The organism is Siccirubricoccus phaeus (assembly GCF_008360935.1).
GTDB lineage: Bacteria > Pseudomonadota > Alphaproteobacteria > Acetobacterales > Acetobacteraceae > Siccirubricoccus > Siccirubricoccus phaeus.
Window position 1 is genome coordinate 1 of record NZ_SRXO01000013.1, and the last position, 20,049, is coordinate 20,049.

At 71.7% G+C, this 20,049-nt stretch carries 18 protein-coding genes; 11 read left to right on the forward strand and 7 right to left on the reverse strand.

Annotation, left to right across the window (positions count from 1 at the left end):
* Positions 1-129: 129 nt before the first annotated feature.
* Together E5N76_RS17850 and mtnA are read left to right on the forward strand one after the other, a co-directional pair.
* Complete coding sequence (locus tag E5N76_RS17850; RefSeq protein WP_149538688.1) at positions 130-522, forward strand: type II toxin-antitoxin system VapC family toxin; 393 nt, start codon at positions 130-132, stop codon at positions 520-522.
* Between the two features lie 193 nt (positions 523-715).
* Positions 716-1,801 (forward strand): S-methyl-5-thioribose-1-phosphate isomerase, encoded by a 1,086-nt coding sequence (gene mtnA, locus E5N76_RS17855; RefSeq protein ID WP_149538689.1) that lies wholly within the window; start codon positions 716-718, stop codon positions 1,799-1,801.
* A gap of 152 nt (positions 1,802-1,953) precedes the next feature.
* Here the strand turns inward: mtnA and E5N76_RS17860 are convergent, their stop codons facing one another.
* A complete protein-coding gene (locus E5N76_RS17860) occupies positions 1,954-2,865 on the reverse strand; it encodes a c-type cytochrome (RefSeq protein ID WP_149538690.1) in 912 nt (303 codons plus the stop codon).
* Positions 2,866-5,145 (reverse strand): FdhF/YdeP family oxidoreductase, encoded by a 2,280-nt coding sequence (locus tag E5N76_RS17865; protein WP_149538691.1) that lies wholly within the window; start codon positions 5,143-5,145, stop codon positions 2,866-2,868.
* Between the two features lie 124 nt (positions 5,146-5,269).
* Between E5N76_RS17865 and fdhD the strand changes: the two genes are divergently transcribed.
* Complete coding sequence (gene fdhD, locus E5N76_RS17870) at positions 5,270-6,073, forward strand: formate dehydrogenase accessory sulfurtransferase FdhD (RefSeq protein WP_149538692.1); 804 nt, start codon at positions 5,270-5,272, stop codon at positions 6,071-6,073.
* A gap of 121 nt (positions 6,074-6,194) precedes the next feature.
* Here fdhD and E5N76_RS17875 read toward each other — a convergent pair whose 3' ends face one another.
* On the reverse strand, positions 6,195-6,743 hold the full coding sequence (locus tag E5N76_RS17875; protein WP_149538693.1) for a response regulator: 549 nt from the start codon (positions 6,741-6,743) through the stop codon (positions 6,195-6,197).
* 209 nt (positions 6,744-6,952) lie between these two features.
* Between E5N76_RS17875 and E5N76_RS29605 the strand changes: the two genes are divergently transcribed.
* The 3 genes from E5N76_RS29605 to E5N76_RS17885 all read left to right on the forward strand — a co-directional run bounded on the left by E5N76_RS29605 (position 6,953) and on the right by E5N76_RS17885 (position 11,255).
* Positions 6,953-7,102, forward strand: coding sequence for a hypothetical protein (locus E5N76_RS29605; RefSeq protein WP_187830245.1), 150 nt, complete (start codon positions 6,953-6,955; stop codon positions 7,100-7,102).
* Between the two features lie 937 nt (positions 7,103-8,039).
* The gene (locus E5N76_RS17880; RefSeq protein ID WP_187830246.1) at positions 8,040-10,076 is read left to right on the forward strand and encodes an ATP-binding protein; all 2,037 of its coding nucleotides are present in this window, start codon (positions 8,040-8,042) and stop codon (positions 10,074-10,076) included.
* A 138-nt stretch (positions 10,077-10,214) separates the two neighbouring features.
* Positions 10,215-11,255 (forward strand): tripartite tricarboxylate transporter substrate binding protein, encoded by a 1,041-nt coding sequence (locus tag E5N76_RS17885; RefSeq protein ID WP_235907757.1) that lies wholly within the window; start codon positions 10,215-10,217, stop codon positions 11,253-11,255.
* Positions 11,256-11,360: 105 nt separating this feature from the next.
* Here the strand turns inward: E5N76_RS17885 and E5N76_RS17890 are convergent, their stop codons facing one another.
* The 3 genes from E5N76_RS17890 to E5N76_RS17900 form a co-directional block, all read right to left on the reverse strand.
* Positions 11,361-12,539 carry a uroporphyrinogen decarboxylase/cobalamine-independent methonine synthase family protein gene (locus tag E5N76_RS17890; protein WP_187830247.1) on the reverse strand — a complete coding sequence of 393 codons (1,179 nt, stop codon included), beginning with the start codon at positions 12,537-12,539 and terminating at the stop codon, positions 11,361-11,363.
* A 206-nt stretch (positions 12,540-12,745) separates the two neighbouring features.
* Complete coding sequence (locus E5N76_RS17895) at positions 12,746-13,414, reverse strand: uracil-DNA glycosylase (protein ID WP_149538696.1); 669 nt, start codon at positions 13,412-13,414, stop codon at positions 12,746-12,748.
* Positions 13,411-14,043 (reverse strand): LabA-like NYN domain-containing protein, encoded by a 633-nt coding sequence (locus E5N76_RS17900; RefSeq protein WP_149538697.1) that lies wholly within the window; start codon positions 14,041-14,043, stop codon positions 13,411-13,413. The genes E5N76_RS17895 and E5N76_RS17900 overlap by 4 nt, the downstream gene beginning before the upstream one ends.
* An 84-nt stretch (positions 14,044-14,127) precedes the next feature.
* Here E5N76_RS17900 and folK point away from each other — a divergent pair, with 84 nt between their 5' ends.
* The 5 genes from folK (at position 14,128) to E5N76_RS17925 (ending at position 18,825) form a co-directional block, all read left to right on the forward strand.
* Entirely contained in the window at positions 14,128-14,631 is a 504-nt protein-coding gene (gene folK, locus E5N76_RS17905; RefSeq protein ID WP_149538698.1) for a 2-amino-4-hydroxy-6-hydroxymethyldihydropteridine diphosphokinase, read from the forward strand.
* Between the two features lie 254 nt (positions 14,632-14,885).
* Complete coding sequence (gene rpoZ / locus E5N76_RS17910) at positions 14,886-15,284, forward strand: DNA-directed RNA polymerase subunit omega (protein ID WP_149538699.1); 399 nt, start codon at positions 14,886-14,888, stop codon at positions 15,282-15,284.
* Between the two features lie 10 nt (positions 15,285-15,294).
* Positions 15,295-17,580 carry a RelA/SpoT family protein gene (locus E5N76_RS17915; protein ID WP_408021713.1) on the forward strand — a complete coding sequence of 762 codons (2,286 nt, stop codon included), beginning with the start codon at positions 15,295-15,297 and terminating at the stop codon, positions 17,578-17,580.
* A complete protein-coding gene (acpS, locus tag E5N76_RS17920; RefSeq protein WP_149538701.1) occupies positions 17,577-18,002 on the forward strand; it encodes a holo-ACP synthase in 426 nt (141 codons plus the stop codon). Before E5N76_RS17915 ends, acpS begins: the two co-directional genes overlap by 4 nt.
* Before the next feature lie 82 nt (positions 18,003-18,084).
* A complete protein-coding gene (locus E5N76_RS17925) occupies positions 18,085-18,825 on the forward strand; it encodes an SDR family NAD(P)-dependent oxidoreductase (protein ID WP_149538702.1) in 741 nt (246 codons plus the stop codon).
* A gap of 429 nt (positions 18,826-19,254) precedes the next feature.
* On the opposite strand, the gene E5N76_RS17930 is transcribed toward E5N76_RS17925, so the two are convergent.
* On the reverse strand, positions 19,255-19,863 hold the full coding sequence (locus E5N76_RS17930; protein ID WP_149538703.1) for a HupE/UreJ family protein: 609 nt from the start codon (positions 19,861-19,863) through the stop codon (positions 19,255-19,257).
* Between the last annotated feature and the right edge of the window lie 186 nt (positions 19,864-20,049).

Consider the following 20,049-nt stretch of genomic DNA (forward strand, 5'->3'; position numbering starts at 1 on the left):
GCCTCGCCTGACCCCGATCCGCCTCGCCCACCGAACAACTCCAACCCGCATCACATTGGAACGGCTACCAAGCCCAGACGAATCGCGCCTATAGACCACGCAACGAAAAATGAGGGGATTCCTGAGGGAGTGAGCTTCCTCCTGCTCGACAGCTACCTGCTGCTCTGGGCGGCGCTGGATGACCCGAAGCTGTCCGCGGAAGCCAGGGAGCTGATCGAGGACCCGACCAATGCCCTCGCCTTCAGCGCCGCCTCGATCTGGGAATTGGCGATCAAGCACCGGGTGCGGCCGGAGGAGGGGCGGGTGGAGCCGCGGCGGCTGCGGCAGCAGCTCCGGCAGGCGGGCTACCAGGAATTGCCCATCACCTCCGAACACGGCCTCGCCGTGATGCGCCTGCCCCTGCTGCACCGCGACCCGTTCGACCGCATGCTGCTGGCCCAGGCCGCGGCAGAGGGCGCCATCCTGCTGACCGCCGATGCCCGGCTCGCCCGCTACCGCGGCCCGGTGCGGCTGGTGGCCTGAGTGCCGCCGGCGGCGCGACGCTGGACAGCCCCCTTCCTCCACGCCACATGCCGCCCGATGGCGCCAGAGCGTGAGGCGGCCGCCTTCGCTCACGCCTCACGCTCCGGCTCATAGTTTCATCGCGTGATTCACGCCGTTCGGGGAGCGCATCTCAGGCGATCACGCTCCGGCCAGGCAATTCGGGACCACAGGCATGAAGATCGACGGCAAGCCCTATCGCAGCGTCTGGGTGGATGAGGATGGCTGGTCGGTCCGCATCTTCGACCAGACGAAGCTCCCCTGGCAGCTCGACATTCTCCGCCTGACGGGGATGGAGGCGGTGGCGCAGGCCATCCGCACCATGCAGGTGCGCGGGGCGCCGCTGATCGGCGCCGTCGCCGCCTATGGCGTGGCGCTGGCGCTGCGCGAGGATGCCTCCACCGCCAGCCTGGAACGGGCGGTGGCGGCACTGGGGGAAACCCGCCCCACCGCCATCAACCTGCGCTGGGCGCTGGACCGGATGCGGGCCGCGCTGCACAACCTGCCCGCCGCGGATCGCGTCGCCGCCGCCTATGCGGAGGCGCTGGCGATTGCCGATGACGATGCCGAGACCTGCCGCCGCATCGGCCAGCATGGCCTGCCCCTGCTGCGGGAGATCGCGGCGAGGAAGGGCCAGGTGAAGGTGCTCACCCATTGCAATGCCGGCTGGCTGGCGACGGTGGATTACGGCACCGCCCTTTCCCCCATCTACCAGGCGCATGACGAGGGCATCCCGATCGAGGTCTGGGTGGACGAGACCCGGCCGCGCAACCAGGGCGCCGCGCTGACCGCCTTCGAACTCGGCAAGCACGGGGTGAAGCATGCCGTCATCGCCGACAATGCCGGCGGCCATCTGATGCAGCATGGCGAGGTGGACATCGTCATCGTCGGCACGGATCGCGTCACCCGCACCGGCGATGTGGCGAACAAGATCGGCACCTATCTGAAGGCGCTGGCGGCGAGGGACAATGGCGTGCCCTTCTGGGTGGCCCTGCCGCATTCCACCATCGATTGGCGCGTCGCGGATGGCGTGGCGGAGATCCCGATCGAGGAGCGCTCCGCCGCCGAGGTGACGGATCTCACCGGCCTGACCGCCGATGGCCGGATCGAGACCATCCGCGTCGCCGCCGCCGGCAGCCCCGCCGCCAACCCGGCCTTCGATGTGACCCCGGCGCGGCTGGTCACCGGCCTCATCACCGAGCGCGGCCGCTGCGAGGCCAGCGAGGCGGGGCTGCGGGGGCTTTACCCGGAAGCCGGCTGACGCCGGCTTCCGCCGGAGAGCGCGGCGGTTCAGCCCACGGGGCCAAAACTCAGACCGGGGGTCCGGGGCCAGGTCCTCGGCGGGGATCGAACGCATGCGTTCGATGGGGGCAGCGCCCCCTGCCTGGGAGTCGGGGGGCAAAGCCCCCGACCTCACGGCCGCGGCGTTTCGCGCGCCGGCTGGCTTTTCAGGTAGCGCGCGATCGCCGCCCGGTCCGCCTCCGGCAGCGATGCGGTGTTCAGCACCACATCCGCCATGGAGGACCGCGCCACCCGCCCCTCCGGCGAGCGCCCGGTAGTGAGCAGCGCGACGAAATCCGCCTCGCTCCAGTGCTCCAGCCGCGCCGGGGTGATGTTGGGCACGAAGCCCGTCCCCTCCTGGTCCGGCCCGCCGGCGAGCCGGGTCGTCTCCTTCACCGCCAGCAGCATATTCCGCGTGCCGTGGCATTCGGCGCAATGCGCCACCGCCTCCACCAGATAGCGGCCGCGATTCCAGGCCGCGTCCTGCGCCGGGTCGGGCGCCAGCGGCGTCTCCTCCAGATAGATCAGCTTCCACAGCCCGATCGGCCGCCGGATGGTCAGCGGGAAGGCCAGGTCATGCGACGGCGCCTGCCCGGGCACCGGCGGCAGGGTGCGGAGATAGGCCCAGAGATCCGCCACATCCTCCGGCCGCATCCGCGCATAGCCGATATAGGGCAGCGCCGGGTAGTAATGCCGCCCATCCGGCGAGACCCCCGCCATCAGCGCATTGGCGAACTCCACCCCGCTCCACCGCCCGATCCCATCCACCGGATCCGGCGAGATATTCGGCGGCCGGAAGGTGCCGAGCGGCGAGGCCAGCGCCATGCCGCCGCCAAGGCGCAGCCGGTCCGGCTGGCCCGGCGAGGCGTGGCAGGAGGCGCAGTCGCCAGCGGCGAAGAGGCGGCGGCCGCGGGCCGCATCCCCCTGCTCGAACATCGCCGCCGCCTCCGGCCCGAAGCGCGGGCGCGGGGCGCTGAGCCACCACAGCGCGGCGCCGGCGGCCAGCCCCGCCGCCAGCAGCAGCCAGGGCCAGCGCCGGCGCATTCAGCCCTCCGGGTGGAGCCGCACCGGGATGGATTTCGCCGCCGGCACATGGCTGCCCTTGGCATGGTGCCAGAGCGGCAGCAGCGGGTTGCATTCCGGGTAATAGGCGGCGGCGCTGCCGCGCGGCAGGTCGAAGGGCACCACCTGCAGCCCGCCGACCCGCCGCTCCACCCCGTCCTTCGCCACCGTCTCCAGCGCCACGCTCTGGCCGGCGGTCAGGCCCAGCGCCTCGATATCCGCCGGATTCAGGAAGACGATGTCGCGGCTGCCATGTACGCCGCGGAAGCGGTCCTCATAGCCATAGATGGTGGTGTTGAACTGGTCGTTGCTGCGCACCGTCATCAGCCGGAAGGTGCCGGGCCCGTCCTCCAGCGGCATGTCTGGATCCATCTCCAGGCTTTCCAGCGCCAGGAAATTCGCCTTCTTCGTCTCGGTCCGCCATTCCCGCTTCCGCGCCGGGTTGCTGCGGACGAAGCCGCCCGGGCGGCGCATCCGCGCATCGTAGTCGGAGAACCATTCGGGATGGCACTCCGCGATGGCGTGCCGGATGCGCGTGTAGTCGTCCACCCAGCCACCCCAGTCCAGCTTCGGATTGGGCGGCAGCGTGGCTTTGGCCAGCCCGGCGATGATGGCGGGTTCGGAGAGGAGATGCGGGCTCGCCGGCTCCCGCTGACCGTGCGAGGGGTGAATGCCGGAGGTGCTGTCCTCCATGGAGACGATCTGCGGTCCGCTCGCCTGGCGGTCGATCTCGATGCGGCTGAGGCAGGGCAGCAGCCAGGCGCTCCGCCCATGCACCAGATGGCTGCGGTTCAGCTTGGTGGTGATCATCACCGTCAGCGGCAGGCGGCGCCAGGCGGGCTCCAGTAACCCACGCTCGGGCAGGGAGCGGGTGAGGTTGCCGCCGAGCTGCAGCACCGCCTTCACCTTCCCCTCGATGACGCCCTTCGCGGCCTCCACCGAATCCAGCCCTTTCCCCCGCGGCGGCTCGAAGGCGAACAGCGCCTTGAAGCGGTCGAGCGGCGCCAGCTCCGGCTTCTCGGTGATCCAGACGGCGCGCTGGCCCTGCACGTTGGAATGGCCGCGCACCGGGCAGATGCCGCCGCCCGGCTTGCCGATATTGCCGCGCAGCAGCAGCAGGTTGGTCAGCATGCGCACCGCCTCCACCCCCTGGCGATGCTGGGTGAGGCCCATCCCATAGACGCCCATGGCGCTATCCGCCGCCACATAGGTCCGCGCCACCTGCTCCAGCGCGGCGCGGGAAAGGCCGCTGCGGGCCTCGATCTCCGGCCAGGGGAAACGCCGCATGGACGCGGCGAATGCCTGGAAGCCATGGGTCTCCTCGGCGATGAAGTGGTCATCCAGCACCGCCTCCCCCGCCGCATCCCATTCCAGCAGCAGCTTGCACAGCCCGGTCATCGCCGCGAGGTCGCCGCCCGGCAAGGGCTGCAGGAATTGCGCGGCGATCTGCCGGGACTGCGTCACCAGCATGCGCGAGGGGCTCTGCGGGTTGGTGAAGCGCTCGATGCCATGCTCGCGCAGCGGGTTGAAGACGATGATCGGCACGCCGCGCTTCACCGCGTCCTCGAGCTGGTGCAGCATGCGCGGGCTGTTCACCGCGGTGTTCTGGCCGAAGATCAGGATGCAGCCGGTGTGGGAGAAATCCTCCAGCGTCGTGGTGCCGACCGGCACGCCGATCGCCTCCGGCAGCGCCACGGAGGTGCTCTCGTGGCACATATTGGAGCTGTCCGGCAGGTTGTTGGTGCCGTAGGCGCGGGCGAAGAGCTGCCAGAGAAAGGCCGCCTCGTTGCTGGCGCGGCCGGAGGCATAGAACACCACCTCCTTAGGGTCGAAGCCGCGCAGCGCCCCGCCGATGCCGGCGAAGGCTTCGTCCCAGGAGGTGGGCACGTAGCGGTCGGTGGCGGCGTCCCAGCGCATCGGCTCGGTCAGGCGGCCGGCCTGTTCCAGCGCGTGGTCGGTCCAGCCTTCCAGCTCCGCCACCGTGTGGCTGGCGAAGAACTCCGGCGCGATGCGGTGGCTGGTCAGGTCCCAGGCGGTGGCCTTGGCGCCGTTCTCGCAGAATTCCGCCAGGTGCGGCGGCTCCGGCTTCGCCCAGGCGCAGGAGACGCACATATAGCCGTCATGCTTGTTCTGCTTGCGCAGCAGCGCGGCGGTGGAGAGGGCATGGCCCTCCCGGCCCAGGATGGTCGCGACTCCCTCGAGCGAGCCCCAGCCGCCCGAGGCCGGGGTGGGGTCGGTGATGTGCAGATCCTGCTCGGGCATGGCGCCTCCTCGCCCCGATCCTTGGCGGGGCCATGCGGCAAAAGCGGCCGGCATGGGCCGCGGTTCCGGCCCGGCAACCGGAGGCCGCGCCGGGCGCTGAAACGGCGCCAGCCGGAGCCTCCCGATGGACCTGCCCGCAAGCCCGCTGCCCGAGCCGCTCCACGCTGTCGCCACAAGCACGCCGGCGGGGCCGGAGGCGCGGCTGGTGGCGGAGGAGGTGGCCGTCGCCATCACCTGCGCCGGCGCCACCTGCGCGGTGATGATGGCGACGCCGACGGCGCTGGAGGATTTCGCCCTCGGCTTCTGCCTGACCGAAGGCATCGTCCGGCAGCCCGGAGAGCTGGAGGGACTCACCGTCATCCCCCGCCCGCGCGGGATCGAGCTGCGGCTGGAGCTGGCGGAGCCCTGCCTTGCCGCCTTCCGCGCCCGGCAGCGCCGCTTGGCCGGGGCGCTGGGGTGCGGCCTGTGCGGGGTGGAAAGCCTGGAAGCGGCGCTGCGCCCCCTGCCGCCGGCGGCCGGCACGCTGCGCCTGCCGCCCGGCGACGTGCCCGCCGCCCTCGCCGCCCTGGCCGACTCCCAGGCGCTGCACCGGCTGACCCATGGGCTGCACGCCGCCGGCTTCTGGCAGCCGGGCAGGGGCCTGGTCGCGGCGCGGGAGGATGTCGGCCGGCACAATGCGCTCGACAAGCTGGCGGGCGCCCTGTGGCGCGCCGGGGCGGCGCCGGGCATGGGGGCGGTGGTGCTGACCAGCCGCGTCTCGGTGGAGCTGGTGCAGAAAGCGGCAATGCTGGGCGCGCCGGCGCTGATCGCCGTCTCGGCGCCGACCGCGCTGGCCATCCGCACTGCCGAGGCATGCGGCCTCACCCTCATCGCCTGCGTGCGCGGCGAGCGCTGGGAGGCCTTCACCCATCCCGGTCGCCTGGGCTGACGGGGCTCTCCCGCCTCAAGGGCAGGGTTTGCGCCCCTCGGGTCGCTGGCTGACGGGGCTCTCCCGTCTCAAGGGCAGGGCTTGCGCCCCTCTGGCCGCCGGCTGACGGGGCTCTCCCGTCTCAAGGGCAGGGTTTGCGCCCCCCGGGCCGCTGGCTGATACGGCCTTCCATGATCAGGTCGCGGCTGCGCCGGATAGCCTCCCAGGCCCGCCGCACCAGCGGGGGATGCCGGTTGGCCCGCGGCACGCCCGCCCCGCTCGCCGCCGGCCCCGCCGCCACCGCCGCCGCCAGCCCCTGCAGCAGGCGCTGCTCATTGAAGGGCTTTTCCAGCAGCATCGCCCCGGGCCAGGGCGCCGGCAGGGCCAGCCGGCCATAGCCGGTCACGAAGAGGCAGGGCACCCGGTGTTGCAGCAAGGCCTCCTCCAGCGGGAAGACCTGCTCGCCCTGCAGGTCGATGTCGAGCACCGCCGCGCCCAGCGCATTGCCCTCCCGCCGCACCGCCGCCAGCCCCGCGGCGAGCGTCGCCACCGGGCCGGTGACGCGGCACCCGGCCTGGGCCAGGGTTTGCGCCATCCAGCCGGCGATGACGGGCCGGTCCTCGGCGACCAGCACGGCGAGGCCACCGAGCGAGGCCGGGACGGAGGAATCTGCGAATCGGTCGTGCTGCATATTCGGGGCAGGTTAACGCAGAAGCGGCCGGGAAGCTGCGCGGCCGCGCCGCAGGCGGTGGGCGCGGCTGCCTGTCTCGCCGCGGGCAATCTGCTGCAGCAAGAGCCGTTCGGGGATGCATCCGGACCGCTGGCCTGCACTGGAACCATGCTGTCCGCGACGGCGTGACCGGGTGCCGCTCCCTGGCCGCGTGCCACGGAGGATGTCACATGACCACCGGCACGGACGGCCCCGAACCCGAAGCCCTGATCCGCCGCATCCTGGATTTCCGCAGCTACAAGCGCCGGGAGCACCCGCCCATCCTGAGCGCGATGGTGCGAGACATCTCCGAGGGGGCCCGCCTGGAGGTGGCGGAGTGAGCGCCGCGCCGCTCAACGCTCCGGCGGCTTTTTGCCCTTCGCTTCCTGCGCCGCCGCCGCGGGCGGCAGCAGCAATCGTCCAGCCGCAGAGCGATGAGGTCGGCGGCCCGCCCCGCCTCCTCGGCAGCGCGGGCAGCGCGGCGCCAGCGCTGCGCGCCATGCCGCCATCCAGCACCAGCTGAGGACCATGGCGACAAGGCGCGGGCCGCGGGCGATGGCGGCGGCGCGGAACAGCGCGTCGATCGCCGGCCCGCACCAGGCTCTCCTGCGGGCCCTGCCGCAGCAGCAGGCGCCGGCAATCCCGACTCACGAGAAGGTGACGCCCGGGAGGGGACAACGTAGATATGCCGAGGAATGAACTTTGCGCCATCGTCGGCCGGGATGGCCGGAAGCGGCCCAGCGCGGTCGAGGATGGCCGGCAGCAGGCTGCGCGCGGCAGGCGCCAGGCGCTGCATGGCCGGAATCGCCGCGGGCGGGTCCGGCGGCGGTCGCGGCACAGCTTTGCCGGAGTGTGGTCGGTTGAGGACGAATCGACCGGCCATGCGACCAAACGAAGAGCTGGAGCGGGATGGGTAAGCGAAGCTCAACCGATCCCGCTCCAATGTCCCGCTTCCGAAGTCCTGCGGACTTCGTTCTCGGGCCGCTAGCTTGTTTTCAGTGGCCTGCTTGTCCGCTGCGTTCACTGGAATCCAGCGAACTTCGCGGGCAGGACGCTGGGATGTCCATGCCCCCTGCGGGGTGCCGAGAAGGAGAAGATCGTGCTGCACCCGGCTTCCCTTCGCCTGCGCCACGGGTCGGCCGCGACTCCGCCGGATGCAGAACGGACCGCGCCGGCCCACCCGCCAGAGGAACGCGGGCAGACTCGATCCGTTTGGTTTGGCAAGGCGCACGCACCGGCTTCCGGCGACCGGGGCTGCGCGGCAGGGATACGGGACCTATGAGCGATGCCACCCGGTTGCGCCGGCTTGAAAGCGAAATTGAGCGATGGCGCGGGGCGGCGGAGGACGCCCAGGCGGAAGCGGAGAGGCTGGCGGCGGAGCGCGACGCCCTCCGCGCCGAGCTGGAGCGGCGCAGCCGGCAATTGCGGGAGTCCGACGCCCTGCTGCGGGAGGCGAGGGCGGATGGCGAGGCCCGCGCCGAGGCGGCGCAGGCCCTGGCGCTGCGCCTGCCCGCGGCCAGGGAGGGCGCGCCCGAGGAGGAGCTGCGCGTCACGATGGAGGAGCTGCAGGCCCTCGCCGAGGAGCTGGAGACCGTCAATCGGGCGCTGGCCGAGAGCAATGAGGTGCTGGAGGCCCGCGTCGCCGAGCGGACGGTGGCGCTGGCCCGGGCCAATGCGCAGCTCCGCGACAGCGAGGAAAGGCTGCGCATGGCGCAGCGCCATGCCGGCGCCGGCACCTGGGACTGGGATATCCGCAACGCCGCTGTGGTCTGGTCGGAAGAATTCTTCGAGCTCTGCGGCCTCGACCGGGGCAAGGTGACGCCGAGCCACGAGGCCTGGCTGGAGCTGGTGCTGCCGGAGGACCGGGAGGCGGCGGCAGCGGCCATCGCGGACGCGCTGCGGCGGCGCGACCCGGATTTCCGGATGGAATACCGAATCGGCCATCCCCGCCGCGGCGAGCGCTGGCTCGCCTCCCGCGGCCGGCTGGTCTGCGATGCCGCGGGCGATCCCGTCCGCCTTCTCGGCCTCGACATCGACATCACCGACCGCAAGCGCGCCGAGCTGACGGTGGCGGAGGCGAATGAGAAGCTGCGGCGGGACGTGGCGGAGGAGGTGAAGGCGCGGGAGGCGGCGCAGGCCCGGCTGTTCCAGACCCTGAAGCTGGAAGCGCTCGGCCAGCTCACCGGCGGCGTCGCGCATGATTTCAACAACCTGCTCTCGGTCATCGTCAGCGGCACCTCGCTGCTGCGGCGGGACCAGGACCAGGCGAAGCGCGAGCGGCTGATGGACGCCATCGAGCAGGCGGCGCGGCGGGGCGCCGACCTGACCAGGCGGCTGCTGACCTTTGCCCGCCGCCAGGCGCTGCGCCCGGCGCCGCTCGACCTGCGGCACTGGCTGCCGGACATGCGGGAGCTGCTGGCGCGGTCGCTGCGCGGTGACATCGCCGTCGAGATCGAGGCGGAAGCGGGGCTCTGGCCGGTCCTCGTCGATGCCGGGGAGCTGGAGCTCGCGGTGCTGAACCTCGCCGTGAATGCGCGGGACGCCATGCCGCGCGGCGGCCGCCTGCGGCTGCGGGCGGAGAATGCCGAGCTGCGGCGCGGCGCCGACCCGGACGGGCTGGAGGGGCGCTTCGTCCGGCTGGCCGTGCAGGATGATGGCACCGGCATGCCGCCCGAGGTGCTGGCGCATGCCTTCGAGCCCTTCTTCTCGACCAAGGAGGTCGGCCGCGGCACCGGGCTCGGTCTTGCCCAGGTCTATGGCTTCGCCCGGCAAAGCGGCGGCGCGGCGCGGATCACCAGCATCGCCGGCCAGGGCACGGCGGTGACGCTGCTGCTGCCGCGCAGCGAGGCCGCGCCCGAGGCGGCGGCGGAAGAGGCACCCGCCGCCGCTACCGCCAGGCCTGCGGCCACGGCGCCGAGGCGCGGGCCGGGGCTGAACATCCTGCTGGTCGAGGATGACGACGATGTCGCGGTGCTGACGGCGGAGATGCTGCACCATCTGGGCCATACCGTGTCCCGGGTCGAAAGCGGGGCGGCGGCGCTGAAGGCGCTTGCCGGCGGGGTGGCGGCGCAGCTCGTGCTCTCGGATGTGGTCATGCCCGGCGGCTGGGATGGCCTCGATCTCGCCCAGGCGATGCGGGAGGAGGGGTGGCCGATCCCGGTGCTGCTCTACAGCGGCTATGGCGGGGCGCCGGCGCGGGTCGCGGCGGCCGGCCTGCCGCTGCTGCGCAAGCCCTTCTCCCTGCCGGAGCTGGAGCGCGCCGTGCTCCTCGCCTTCCGCGAGCGGCAGGGGGAGGAGAAGCGGGCGGCCGGCTGAGCCCCGCCCGAGCCGGCCCGGCGCCGGCGGCGCCCTGCGTTTTCCTTTGACAGCCCCGCCCCGCCGGGGCCGACTGTTCGGATAACGACAAGGCTGCGGCCGCGGCGCTGGCGCCAGCGGCGGCTGGAGGAAACGCCGATGCCCGAGGACCGCCATTGGACCCCCGTGCCCAGGCCCGCGGGGCGGCGGCCGCGCCTGCGGCCCGCACGGCGCCGCCTGCTGCTGATGGGGCCTGGCCTGGCCCTGGCGGCGGTGGCGCCGGGCCTGGCCCAGCCCCGCTATCCCGCCCGCCCGGTCCAGCTCGTCGTGCCCTGGGCGGCCGGCGGCGGCACCGATGCGGTGGCGCGGATGATCGCCTCCCTGCTGGAACGCGATCTGGGCCAGCCCTTCGTCGTGGTGAACCGCACCGGCGGCGCCGGCGTGGTCGGCCATGCCGCCACCGCCACGGCGCGGCCGGATGGCCATACCATCGGCATGCTGACGCTCGAGATCGCCATGCTGCACTGGATCGGCCTGACCGAGCTGACGCCGCGCAGCTACACCCCGATCGCGCTGATGAACCAGGACCCTGCCGGGGTGCTGGTCAACGCATCCTCGCCCTATGAGGACGTCGCCGGCCTGGCGAAGGCGTTGCAGGCGGCGCCGCCGCGTCGCTTCAAGGGCAGCGGCTCCGGCCGGGGCGGGAGTTGGCACCTCGCCTTCGTCGGCTGGTTGCGGACGCTTGGCCTCGGCGCCGACCATGTGCTCTGGGTGCCGGTGGAGGGCGCCTCGCTCGGCATGCAGGAGCTGGCGGCGGGGGGCGTCGATCTCGCCGCCTGCTCGCTGCCGGAGGGCAAGGCGATGATCGATGCCCGCCGCGTCCGGCCGCTGGCGGTCATGGCGCCGGAGCGGATCGGCGCCTTCGCCGAGGTGCCGACGCTGAAGGAGGCGCTGGGCGTGGATTACGCCGCCGGGCTGTGGCGCGGCATTGCCGGCCCGCCGGGCCTGCCGGAGGAGGTGCGGCAGGTGCTGGGCGCCGCACTCGCCCGCGTGGCGCGCGCCGAGGAATTCACCGCCTTCATGGCCGCCCGCGGCTTCGGCACCAGCTTCGCCGATGCCGCGGGCTTCGCCGCCTTCATGGATCGCTCGGACGCGGCGATGGGCCAGGCGCTGCGGGATGTGGGGCTGGCGAAGGGCTGAGCCCGGCCTCCGGCGGCGCTTCCGGCGCCGCCGCGCCGGGCGGCGGCACGGCGGCGGCCTGCAACGCGGCGAATTCCCGCCTGGCGTCGCAGATCCAGCACATGCTCAGCCGCCCTGCGGGAACAGCCGGGCGGAGGCCAGCCGTGCCCCCTCCGCCATGCTGCGGAACTTGGCCCAGACCACGTCAGGGGTGATCCGGCCGCGCCCCGCCGAGGTATCGAAGCCGCAATCCGTGCCGGCCAGCACCCGGCGCGGATCGCCCACCGCCTGCGCCACGCGGATGAGGCGCTCGGCGATCACCTCCGGGTGCTCGACGAAATTGGTCAGGGTGTCGATGACCCCGGCGACCATGAGCTGGTCCTCGGCGAGCGGCGTGCGTTCGAGGCAGCGCACCTCATGCGCATGGCGCGGATTGGCGAAGGGCAGCACCAGCCCGCCGACATTGGCCCGCAGCAGGATGGGCAGGATGTCCTCCAGCGGCACGTCCTGGTCGTGCGGCGCCTCGTAATTGCCCCAGCAGACATGTAGCCGCACCTGGTCGCGCGGGATGCCGGCAAGGGCGGCGTTGATCGCCGTCACCACCCGTTCGACGAAGCCGAGGAAATCCGCGAGCGGCCGGTCGCGGTAGGAGCAGTGCCGCTCCAGCGCCAGGTCGGGGCAGTCGAGCTGCAGCACGAAGCCATGGTCGATGATGGCGCGGTATTCCACCGCCAGCGCCTGGGCCAGGGCCGCCAGATAGGCCTCCTCCGTGTCGTAGTGCCGGTTCTGCACGATGGAGGCGACGATGCCGGGGGAGGGGGCGGTGAGGAAGGCTTCGGTATACTGCCCGGCCAGGGGCTGCAGGGTGGCGGCGAAATCCGTGCATTCCGCGGTGATGACGCTGGGGTCGGCATAGGCGACAGGCCCGATGGCGGCGGGCAGCAGGGCGGTGTTGCTGACCGCTTCCTTGGTGCCGGCCTGGCGGGTGAATTCCGCCTTGAACTCCGGATAGGCGTCGATATCGGCGAAGGTGGCGCGCTGGCTCTCGCCGCCGATGCCGGTGAGGCGGTGGCGGAGATAGAGGGCGAAGGAATCCCGCTGCTGCTCCCCGTTGTTGATGACGTCGAGCCCGGCCTCGAGCTGCGCCGGGACGATGCGGTGCAGCGCCTCCCGCCCCGCCGCTTCCATCGCCGCCATGTCCACCGCCTCCCCCCGCACCCGCCTGGCGTAGAGCTGGGTCAGCGCGGGCGGCCGGGGCAGGCTGCCGGTATGGGTGGTGAGGATGCGGGTCTCCGAGGCTTGCATGGGTTCCCTCCGATGCCGCTCCGGCAGGGCTGCGGAGCGCTTGCCCGCCACCCTAGAGCAGATCGCCGGAGGGCGGCATCGCCCGGAGGCGTGAATCTGCTCTACCATCCATAAGCTAGAGCGGTTTCGCGCTGCACAGTCAGCGTGAAACCGCTCTAGCCCGGACCTTCCGCCACATCGACCTCCGAGGGGGGGGCTGCGGGCGCTCACCCGGCCTGGGCGACGACCTCCGCCATCACCGCCTCGAACATCTCCGGGGTCAGGCGCCGGGTGGAGGTGTTGTAGCGGCTGACATGGTAGCTATCCGCCAGCTTCACCCCGCCCGGCAGCGCATGCACCGCGCCATGGCCGAAGGGGATGCGGCTGGGCTTCAGCCCCAGCGCCCGCAGCAGCGCCGCATGCGCCAGCACGCCGAGGGCCAGCACCACGCGGAGCCGGGGCATCGCCTGCAGCTCCCCGGCCAGGAACTGGTTGCAGGCCTTCACCTCCGCCGGCTCCGGCAGGTTGGCCGGCGGCACGCAGCGCACCGCATTGGTGACGCGGCAGCCGGTCAGCACCATGCCGTCATCCGGCCTTTCCTGGTACTCGCCCTGGGCCAGGCCGAATTTCAGCAAGGTGGCGTAGAGCAGCTTGCCGGCATGGTCGCCAGTGAAGGGGCGGCCGGTGCGGTTGGCGCCGCGCTGGCCGGGGGCCATGCCCAGCACCAGGATGCGCGCCTCGGCCGGGCCCCAGCTCGGCACCGGGGCGTTGTGCCATTCCGGGAAGGCGGTGCGGTTGGCGCTGCGCAGCGCGACGAGGCGGGGGCAGAGCGGGCAGTCGCGCCCGGGCGCGGGCGCGGTGCCCATGCCGGCCGCCTTCGCTCCGGCCATGCTCATTCCGGCAGGTCCGGCAGCTCCCGGTAAGGGTCGGCCGGGGTGGCGCGGGCCGGCACCGGCTGGCGCGGCGCGGCGGCGGGGCTGCGCGGCCGCGGTTCCACCTGGCGGCGGGTGATGAACTCGGCCAGCTCCGCCAGATCCAGGAAGGCATCGGCCTGGCGCCGCAGCTCATCGGCGATCATCGCCGGCTGGGTGCGGATGGTGGAGACCACCGTCACCCGGACGCCGCGGCGCTGCACCGCCTCCACCAGCCGGCGCAGGTCGCCATCGCCGGAGAAGATCACCACATGGTCGAGATGCGGGCAAAGGTCGAGCACATCGACGGCCATTTCGATGTCGACGCTGCCCTTCACCCGGCGGCGGCCATGCGTGTCGGTGAACTCCTTGGCCGGCTTGGTGACGACGGCATAGCCGTTATAGCCCAGCCAGTCGACCAGCGGCCGCAGCGGGGAGTATTCCTCGGTCTCCAGCAGCGCCGTGTAGTAGTAGGCCCGGACCAGATACGCCCGCTGGCGGAAATGGCCCAATAGGTTCTTGTAATCCACATCGAAGCCAAGAGTCCGAGAGGCGGCATAGAGGTTCGCGCCATCGATGAAGAGGGCGACTCGTTCGATACGTTCAGGCGACAAGCGAGGGCTCGTGGGGTTCTGGGGCGGGCCGAATTGGCAATTGGGGATACTAGGCCGGTGACGAGGATTAGGAAGCACGAAAATGTGACCCTGATCGCGCTTGGGGCGAATTTGTCGGGACTGCGGAATGAGGCCCCGATCGAGACCTGCCGGGCCGCGGCGGCGGCGCTGGACCGGCTGCCAGGGCTGCGGCTGCGGGCGGTTTCCCGCTGGTACCGTACCCTGCCGGTGGAGTCCCCGCCAGGGGCCCCGCTCTTCGTCAATGGCGTGGCGCGGCTGGAGGGGGAGGTGCCGGACCCGGCGGCGCTGCTGGCCGCGCTGCACGCCATTGAGGCAGCGGCGGGGCGGGAGCGGCCCTTTCCCAATGCGCCGCGGCGGCTGGACCTGGACCTGATTGCGGTGGGCGATCTGGTGCGGGCGGCGCCCGACCCCATCCTGCCGCACCCGAAGGCGCATCTCCGCCGCTTCGTGCTGGACCCCCTGGCGGATGTGGCGCCGGACTGGGTGCATCCGGCGCTGGGGCGGAGCCTGGCCGAGCTTCGCGCTGCCCTGGCGGGCGACCCGGCCCCGGAACCGATCCCAGACTAGGGGTCCTGGCGTTCGGCACGGGGCGGCTGGTTCGCCGGCGGGGCAAGCTCGGGCCGGGGGCCGGGGCCAACCCCTGGCGCCGGGCGGGTGGCGGCGCTGCCGCCAACGGGCAGAGCCCCGACCCTTGGCCATGCCGCGCTGCGGCATGGCGCTTGCACTTCAGCCCCGCCCTGTCTATCTGGAAGGTTCACCGAATCGCAGGCTGCCCCTCCCCCAGGGGCGGCGCCTGCCCATTCAACCGAGATGAGGCCGGCATGGCGCGCGTCACCGTCGAAGACTGCATCATCAAGATCCCGAACCGGTTCGAGCTGGTGCTGCTGGCCGCCCAGCGCGCCCGCAACATCAGCCGGGGCGAGGAGCTGACGATCGACCGGGACAACGACAAGAACCCGGTCGTCGCCCTGCGCGAGATCGCCGACGAGACCATCCCGCTCGATGCCATCGAGGCGGATCTCATCAAGTCGCTGCAGCGTGCCCCGGAGCCGGAGCCGGCGGAGGAGGAGGTGCTCGACCTCATCGCCACCGACGAGAACATCTTCGGCGTCATGGATGTCAACGAGGAGCTACCGGCCGAAGGCCAGGGCCTCGACGATTTGTCGCCCGACGACATCGAAGCGGCCATCGCTGCCGAGCTGGGCAGCGGCCGCCGCTGAGGCAGCAGCATTGAGCGGGAGCGACATCGGGCCGCGTTCCGCCCCGGTGCCGCTTGCGCCGGAAGGGGTGGCGGCCGGGGTCGCTGCCGCCGCGCCGCCGGGCCTCGCCGAAGCCGCCGCGCTGGTCCAGCGCGTCGCCGCCTACGACCCGAAGGCCGATCTCGCTTTGCTGGAACGTGCCGGCCGCGTCGCGGCCGAGGCGCATGCGACGCAGCAGCGGGACAATGGCGACCCCTATATCACCCATCCCCTCGCCGTCGCCGGCATCCTGGCGGATTACCGGCTGGACAGCGCCAGCATCGCCACCGCCCTGCTGCATGACGTGGCGGAGGACACCGCCGTCGGCCTCAAGGAGATCGAGCGGCAATTCGGCGCCGAGGTGGCGCGGCTGGTGGACGGCGTCACCAAGCTGACGCGGATCGAGCTGCAGTCGGAAGGCACCAAGCAGGCGGAGAACCTCCGCAAGCTGGTGCTGGCGATGAGCGAGGATATCCGCGTGCTGCTGGTGAAGCTGGCGGACCGGCTGCACAATATGCGCACGCTGCATTTCGTGCCGCAGATGGCGCGGCGGCAGAAGACGGCGCGCGAGACCATGGAGATCTTCGCGCCGCTCGCCGAGCGCATCGGCATGGATGCGCTGAAGACCGAGCTGGAGACGCTCGCCTTCCAGGAGCTGCATCCCGAAGCCCGCCAGACCATCGCCGCCCGCCTGACCTTCCTGCGCGGCCAGGGCGCCAATCTGATCCGCGAGATCGAGGCCGATCTGAAGCGGGTGCTGGCGGCGCATGACGTGGCGGCGCTGGACGTGACGGGGCGGGAGAAATCGCCCTACTCCATCTGGCGCAAGATGCAGAAGAAGAACGTGGCCTTCGAGGCGCTCTCGGACGTCATGGCCTTCCGCGTCCTCGTCGAGGACCGCGCCGCCTGCTACGCCGCGCTGGGCGCGGTGCATGACGCGTATCGCGTGGTGCCAGGGCGGTTCAAGGACTACATCTCCACCCCCAAGACCAATGGCTACCAATCGCTCCACACCGGCGTGACGGTGCCGGAGCGACGCAACGCCAAGATCGAGGTGCAGATCCGCACCCGCGAAATGCATGAGGTCGCGGAGTACGGCGTCGCCGCGCACTGGATCTACAAGCAGGGGCCGGAAGGCTCGGGCGGCAGGCGCTACCCCTGGGTTCGGGCGCTGCTGGACATTCTGGAGAATGCCGAGGGCGCGCAGGAATTCCTCGACCACACCAAGCTGGAACTGCACCGCGACCTGGTCTTCTGCTTCTCCCCCAAGGGCGATCTGATCGAGCTGCCGCGCGGCGCGACGCCGGTGGATTTCGCCTATGAGGTGCACAGCCAGGTCGGCGATAGCTGCGTCGGCGCCAAGGTCAACGGCAAGATCGTGCCGCTGCGTCACCAGCTCGAGAATGGCGACCAGGTGGAGATCATCACGGCGCGGGGCGGCCAGCCCAACCCGGCCTGGGAACGCTTCGTCGTCACCGGCAAGGCGCGGGCGCGCATCCGCCGCTTCGTGCATGCGCGGCAGAAGGAGGAGAATCGGGAAAGCGGCCGCGCCGCCATCGTGAAGGCCTTCCGCCAGGAAGGGCTGGACGCGACGGAGAAGCTGCTGGAAGGCGCGCTGAAGCCGCTGAAGCAGCCGGGGCTGGAGGAGCTCTACGCCGCGGTCGGCGCCGGCACCCTTTCGCCAAAGGAGGTGCTGCATGCGGCGGTGCCGGAGCTGCGCATCCCGCCGCGTGCGGTGGACACCTCCGCGCTGGTGCGGCCGCGGGCGCGGATCGGCGTCAGCCCGCTGCTCGGCCGGCCGGGCGGGGAGCGCGGCCGGGCGCCAGGCCAGAACGCCATCCCGATCACCGGGCTGGTCAGCGGCATGCCCTACCATTTCGCCGGCTGCTGCCATCCGCTGCCCGGCGAGCGCATCGTCGGCATCGTCACCACGGGCAAGGGCGTGACCGTGCATGCCGCGGACTGCCACACGCTGGAGAATTTCGCGGCGACGCCGGAGCGTTTCCTCGACATTGACTGGGACGAGACGGTGGGGGGCGGCCGGATCGGACGCATCATCGTGGAGACCCGCACGCGGAATTCGGCGCTCGCCGCGCTGACGGAATGCGTGGCGCAGCAGGATGGCGCCGTCGCCGGCCTCAAGGTCCAGCACCGCGACAGCGAATCGCTGGAAGTGGCGCTGGATGTGGAGGTGAGCGATCTGCGGCATCTGGAACGCATCATGGCGGCGCTGCGGGCGCCGGCGGATAATCTTCGGGTGGAACGCGCGCGCGGATGATCCTCGGCCTGGGCAATGACACGGTGGATATCCGCCGCATCGAGCAGACCATCGCCCGGCATGGCGACCGCTTCCTGGAACGGGTCTTCACCGCGCTGGAACGGGCCAAGGCGGAGCGGCGGACGGAGCGCATCCGCGCCGCGACCTATGCCAAGCGCTTCGCCGCGAAGGAGGCGGCGTCGAAGGCGCTCGGCACCGGTTTCCGGGCGGGGGTGTTCTTCCGCGATCTGGGCGTGGTGAACCTCCGCTCCGGCCAGCCGACCATGGTGATGACCGGCGGCGCAGCGGCGCGTCTGGCGAGCCTGGTGCCGCCGGGGATGGCGCCGCGCATCGACCTGACGATGACCGATGAATACCCCTACGCCAACGCCATCGTCATCATCTCCGCCCTGCCGCTTCCGGCCGAGGCGGCGAGCCGGTAGCCTTCCGCCGAAGCACCTGCACGCCGACCGGACACGCTCGGCGTGAAGGCGCGCTTCGGAAGGTAAGCGGGAGGGACGCGCGATGAATGCACTGGATCTGCAGGGCCGCGTCGCGGTCGTCACCGGTGGGGCGCGGGGCATCGGCCTCGCCATCGCCGAGCGGGCGGTGGCGAGCGGCGCCAAGGTGGCGATCTGGGATGTGGATCTGGCGGAGGCCGAGGCGGTGGCGTCCCGGCTGGGCGGCTTCGCGGCGAAAGTGGACGTGACCGAGGAGGCGGCGATCCTCGCGGCGCTGGCCGGCACGGAGAAGGCGCTGGGGCCGGTCGATATTCTCGTGGCGAATGCCGGCATCACCGGGCCGAACGCGCCGGTGGAGAGCTACCCTGTCGATGCCTGGCGGCAGGTGATCGAGATCGATCTGACCGGCGTCTTCCTCTGCTGCCGCGCGGTGGTGCCGGGCATGCGGGCGCGGGATTATGGCCGCATCGTCAACATCGCCAGCATCGCGGGGAAGGAGGGCAACCCGAACGCCGCCGCCTATTCCGCCGCCAAGGCCGGCGTCATCGGCCTGACGAAGTCGCTGGGGAAGGAACTGGCGACGACCGGCGTGCGGGCGAATTGCGTGACGCCGGCGGCGGCCAAGACCGACATCTTCAAGCAGATGACCGAGGCGCAGATCGGCTACATGCTTTCCAAGATCCCCGCCGGCCGCTTCGCGCTGGTGGAGGAGATCGCGGCGCTGGTCTGCTGGCTGGCCTCGGAGGATTGCAGCTTTTCCACCGGCGGCGTGTTCGACGTCTCCGGCGGGCGGGCCACGTATTAGAGCAAACGCCAATCAGGTGGAATCACCTGATTGGAGTAATTTGCTCGCTTGAACAAGGACCTGGAGCATTCTCCATGCACCTTTGTGCATGGAGAATGCTCTAGTGTCCCGATTCCGAAGTCCTGCGGACGTCGGTCTCGGGCCACTGGCTTTTGTTTTCAGTGGCCTGCTTGTCCGCTCCGTTCGCTGGACATCCAGCGAACTTCGCGGGCAGGACACTAGAGCGGTTTCACGCTGACTGTGCAGCGCGAAACCGCTCTAGCTTATGGATTGTAGAGCAGATTCACGCCTCCGGGCGATGCCGCCCTCCGGCGATCTGCTCCAGTCAGTTCCCACGGCGCCGTGCGGCGCCCCGGAGGCGCTGCCTTCCCGGCGCTTCGCGCGGCTTCCACGGCGAGGCCGCGGCAGAGCACCGCCAAAGAGGCAATGTCAGGCCAGCAGCGCGGTGGCGAGGGCGGCGGTGCCGATGATGAGGGCACCGCCGCCGGCCAGGCGATGCGCCAAGCCAGGCGCGGCCATGCGGCGGGTGAGGACCATGGCTAGGCCGGCGATGGCGGCCTGAGAGAGCAGCAGGGTCAGCAGATAGGTCAGCACGGTGCCGAAGGGCGAGCCGGCAACGGCCTCGGCATAGGCATGGCCGTGGAACAGCCCGGCCAGGGCGAAGGCGGGGGCCAGCCAGAAGGTCAGCGCGGGCAGTCGCCCGGGCGCCAGCAGCAGCGCCACGCCGGCGCCGAGGACGCTGAGCGCCACCACCGCCTCCACCGGCCCGATGCCGGTGCCGGCGAGATGCAGCAGCGCCCCTGCGACGCCGGCGCCGAGGAAGGCGGCCAGGGCGGCGAAGCCGGCCCGGCCGGGCAGGGTCGCGGCCAGCAGCCCGCCGGCCAGCAGGAAGGCCAGATGGTCCAGCCCGATCACCGGATGGGCAAGGCCCGAGGCGATGCTCTGCCACAGACTCTGCGGCGCCGCGCCGCCCATGGCGTGGTGCGCGAAGGCCGGCGCCGGCAGCAGCGCCAGGGCATAGGTGAGGCGGCGAAGCATGGTGTGGGCGTCCCCTCAGGATTGGCGCCGGATGTTCGCCGTAAGTGAGGCGTGGGGCAAGGATGGGGGGCATTGCCTTGGCTCCCGCACCTCCGCCGCCTTCCCCCGCGGGGGCTGGACCTGCCGACTCACGGCGGGGTCCGGGGGGAAGCTCTTCCCGCCGGCAGGGTGCAGGGGCAGAGCCCC

Coding starts and splice junctions, on each gene's coding strand:
- E5N76_RS17895 (WP_149538696.1), bottom strand. CDS start 13,414: ATGAGCATGGCCGGAGCGAAGGCGGCCGGCATGGGCACCGCGCCCGCG.
- E5N76_RS17875 (WP_149538693.1), bottom strand. CDS start 6,743: ATGCAGCACGACCGATTCGCAGATTCCTCCGTCCCGGCCTCGCTCGGT.
- rpoZ (WP_149538699.1), top strand. CDS start 14,886: ATGGCGCGCGTCACCGTCGAAGACTGCATCATCAAGATCCCGAACCGG.
- E5N76_RS17860 (WP_149538690.1), bottom strand. CDS start 2,865: ATGCGCCGGCGCTGGCCCTGGCTGCTGCTGGCGGCGGGGCTGGCCGCC.
- mtnA (WP_149538689.1), top strand. CDS start 716: ATGAAGATCGACGGCAAGCCCTATCGCAGCGTCTGGGTGGATGAGGAT.
- E5N76_RS17865 (WP_149538691.1), bottom strand. CDS start 5,145: ATGCCCGAGCAGGATCTGCACATCACCGACCCCACCCCGGCCTCGGGC.
- E5N76_RS17930 (WP_149538703.1), bottom strand. CDS start 19,863: ATGCTTCGCCGCCTCACCTATGCCCTGGCGCTGCTGCCGGCGCCGGCC.
- E5N76_RS29605 (WP_187830245.1), top strand. CDS start 6,953: ATGACCACCGGCACGGACGGCCCCGAACCCGAAGCCCTGATCCGCCGC.
- E5N76_RS17890 (WP_187830247.1), bottom strand. CDS start 12,539: ATGCAAGCCTCGGAGACCCGCATCCTCACCACCCATACCGGCAGCCTG.
- E5N76_RS17925 (WP_149538702.1), top strand. CDS start 18,085: ATGAATGCACTGGATCTGCAGGGCCGCGTCGCGGTCGTCACCGGTGGG.
- E5N76_RS17885 (WP_235907757.1), top strand. CDS start 10,215: ATGCCCGAGGACCGCCATTGGACCCCCGTGCCCAGGCCCGCGGGGCGG.
- acpS (WP_149538701.1), top strand. CDS start 17,577: ATGATCCTCGGCCTGGGCAATGACACGGTGGATATCCGCCGCATCGAG.
- fdhD (WP_149538692.1), top strand. CDS start 5,270: ATGGACCTGCCCGCAAGCCCGCTGCCCGAGCCGCTCCACGCTGTCGCC.
- E5N76_RS17880 (WP_187830246.1), top strand. CDS start 8,040: ATGAGCGATGCCACCCGGTTGCGCCGGCTTGAAAGCGAAATTGAGCGA.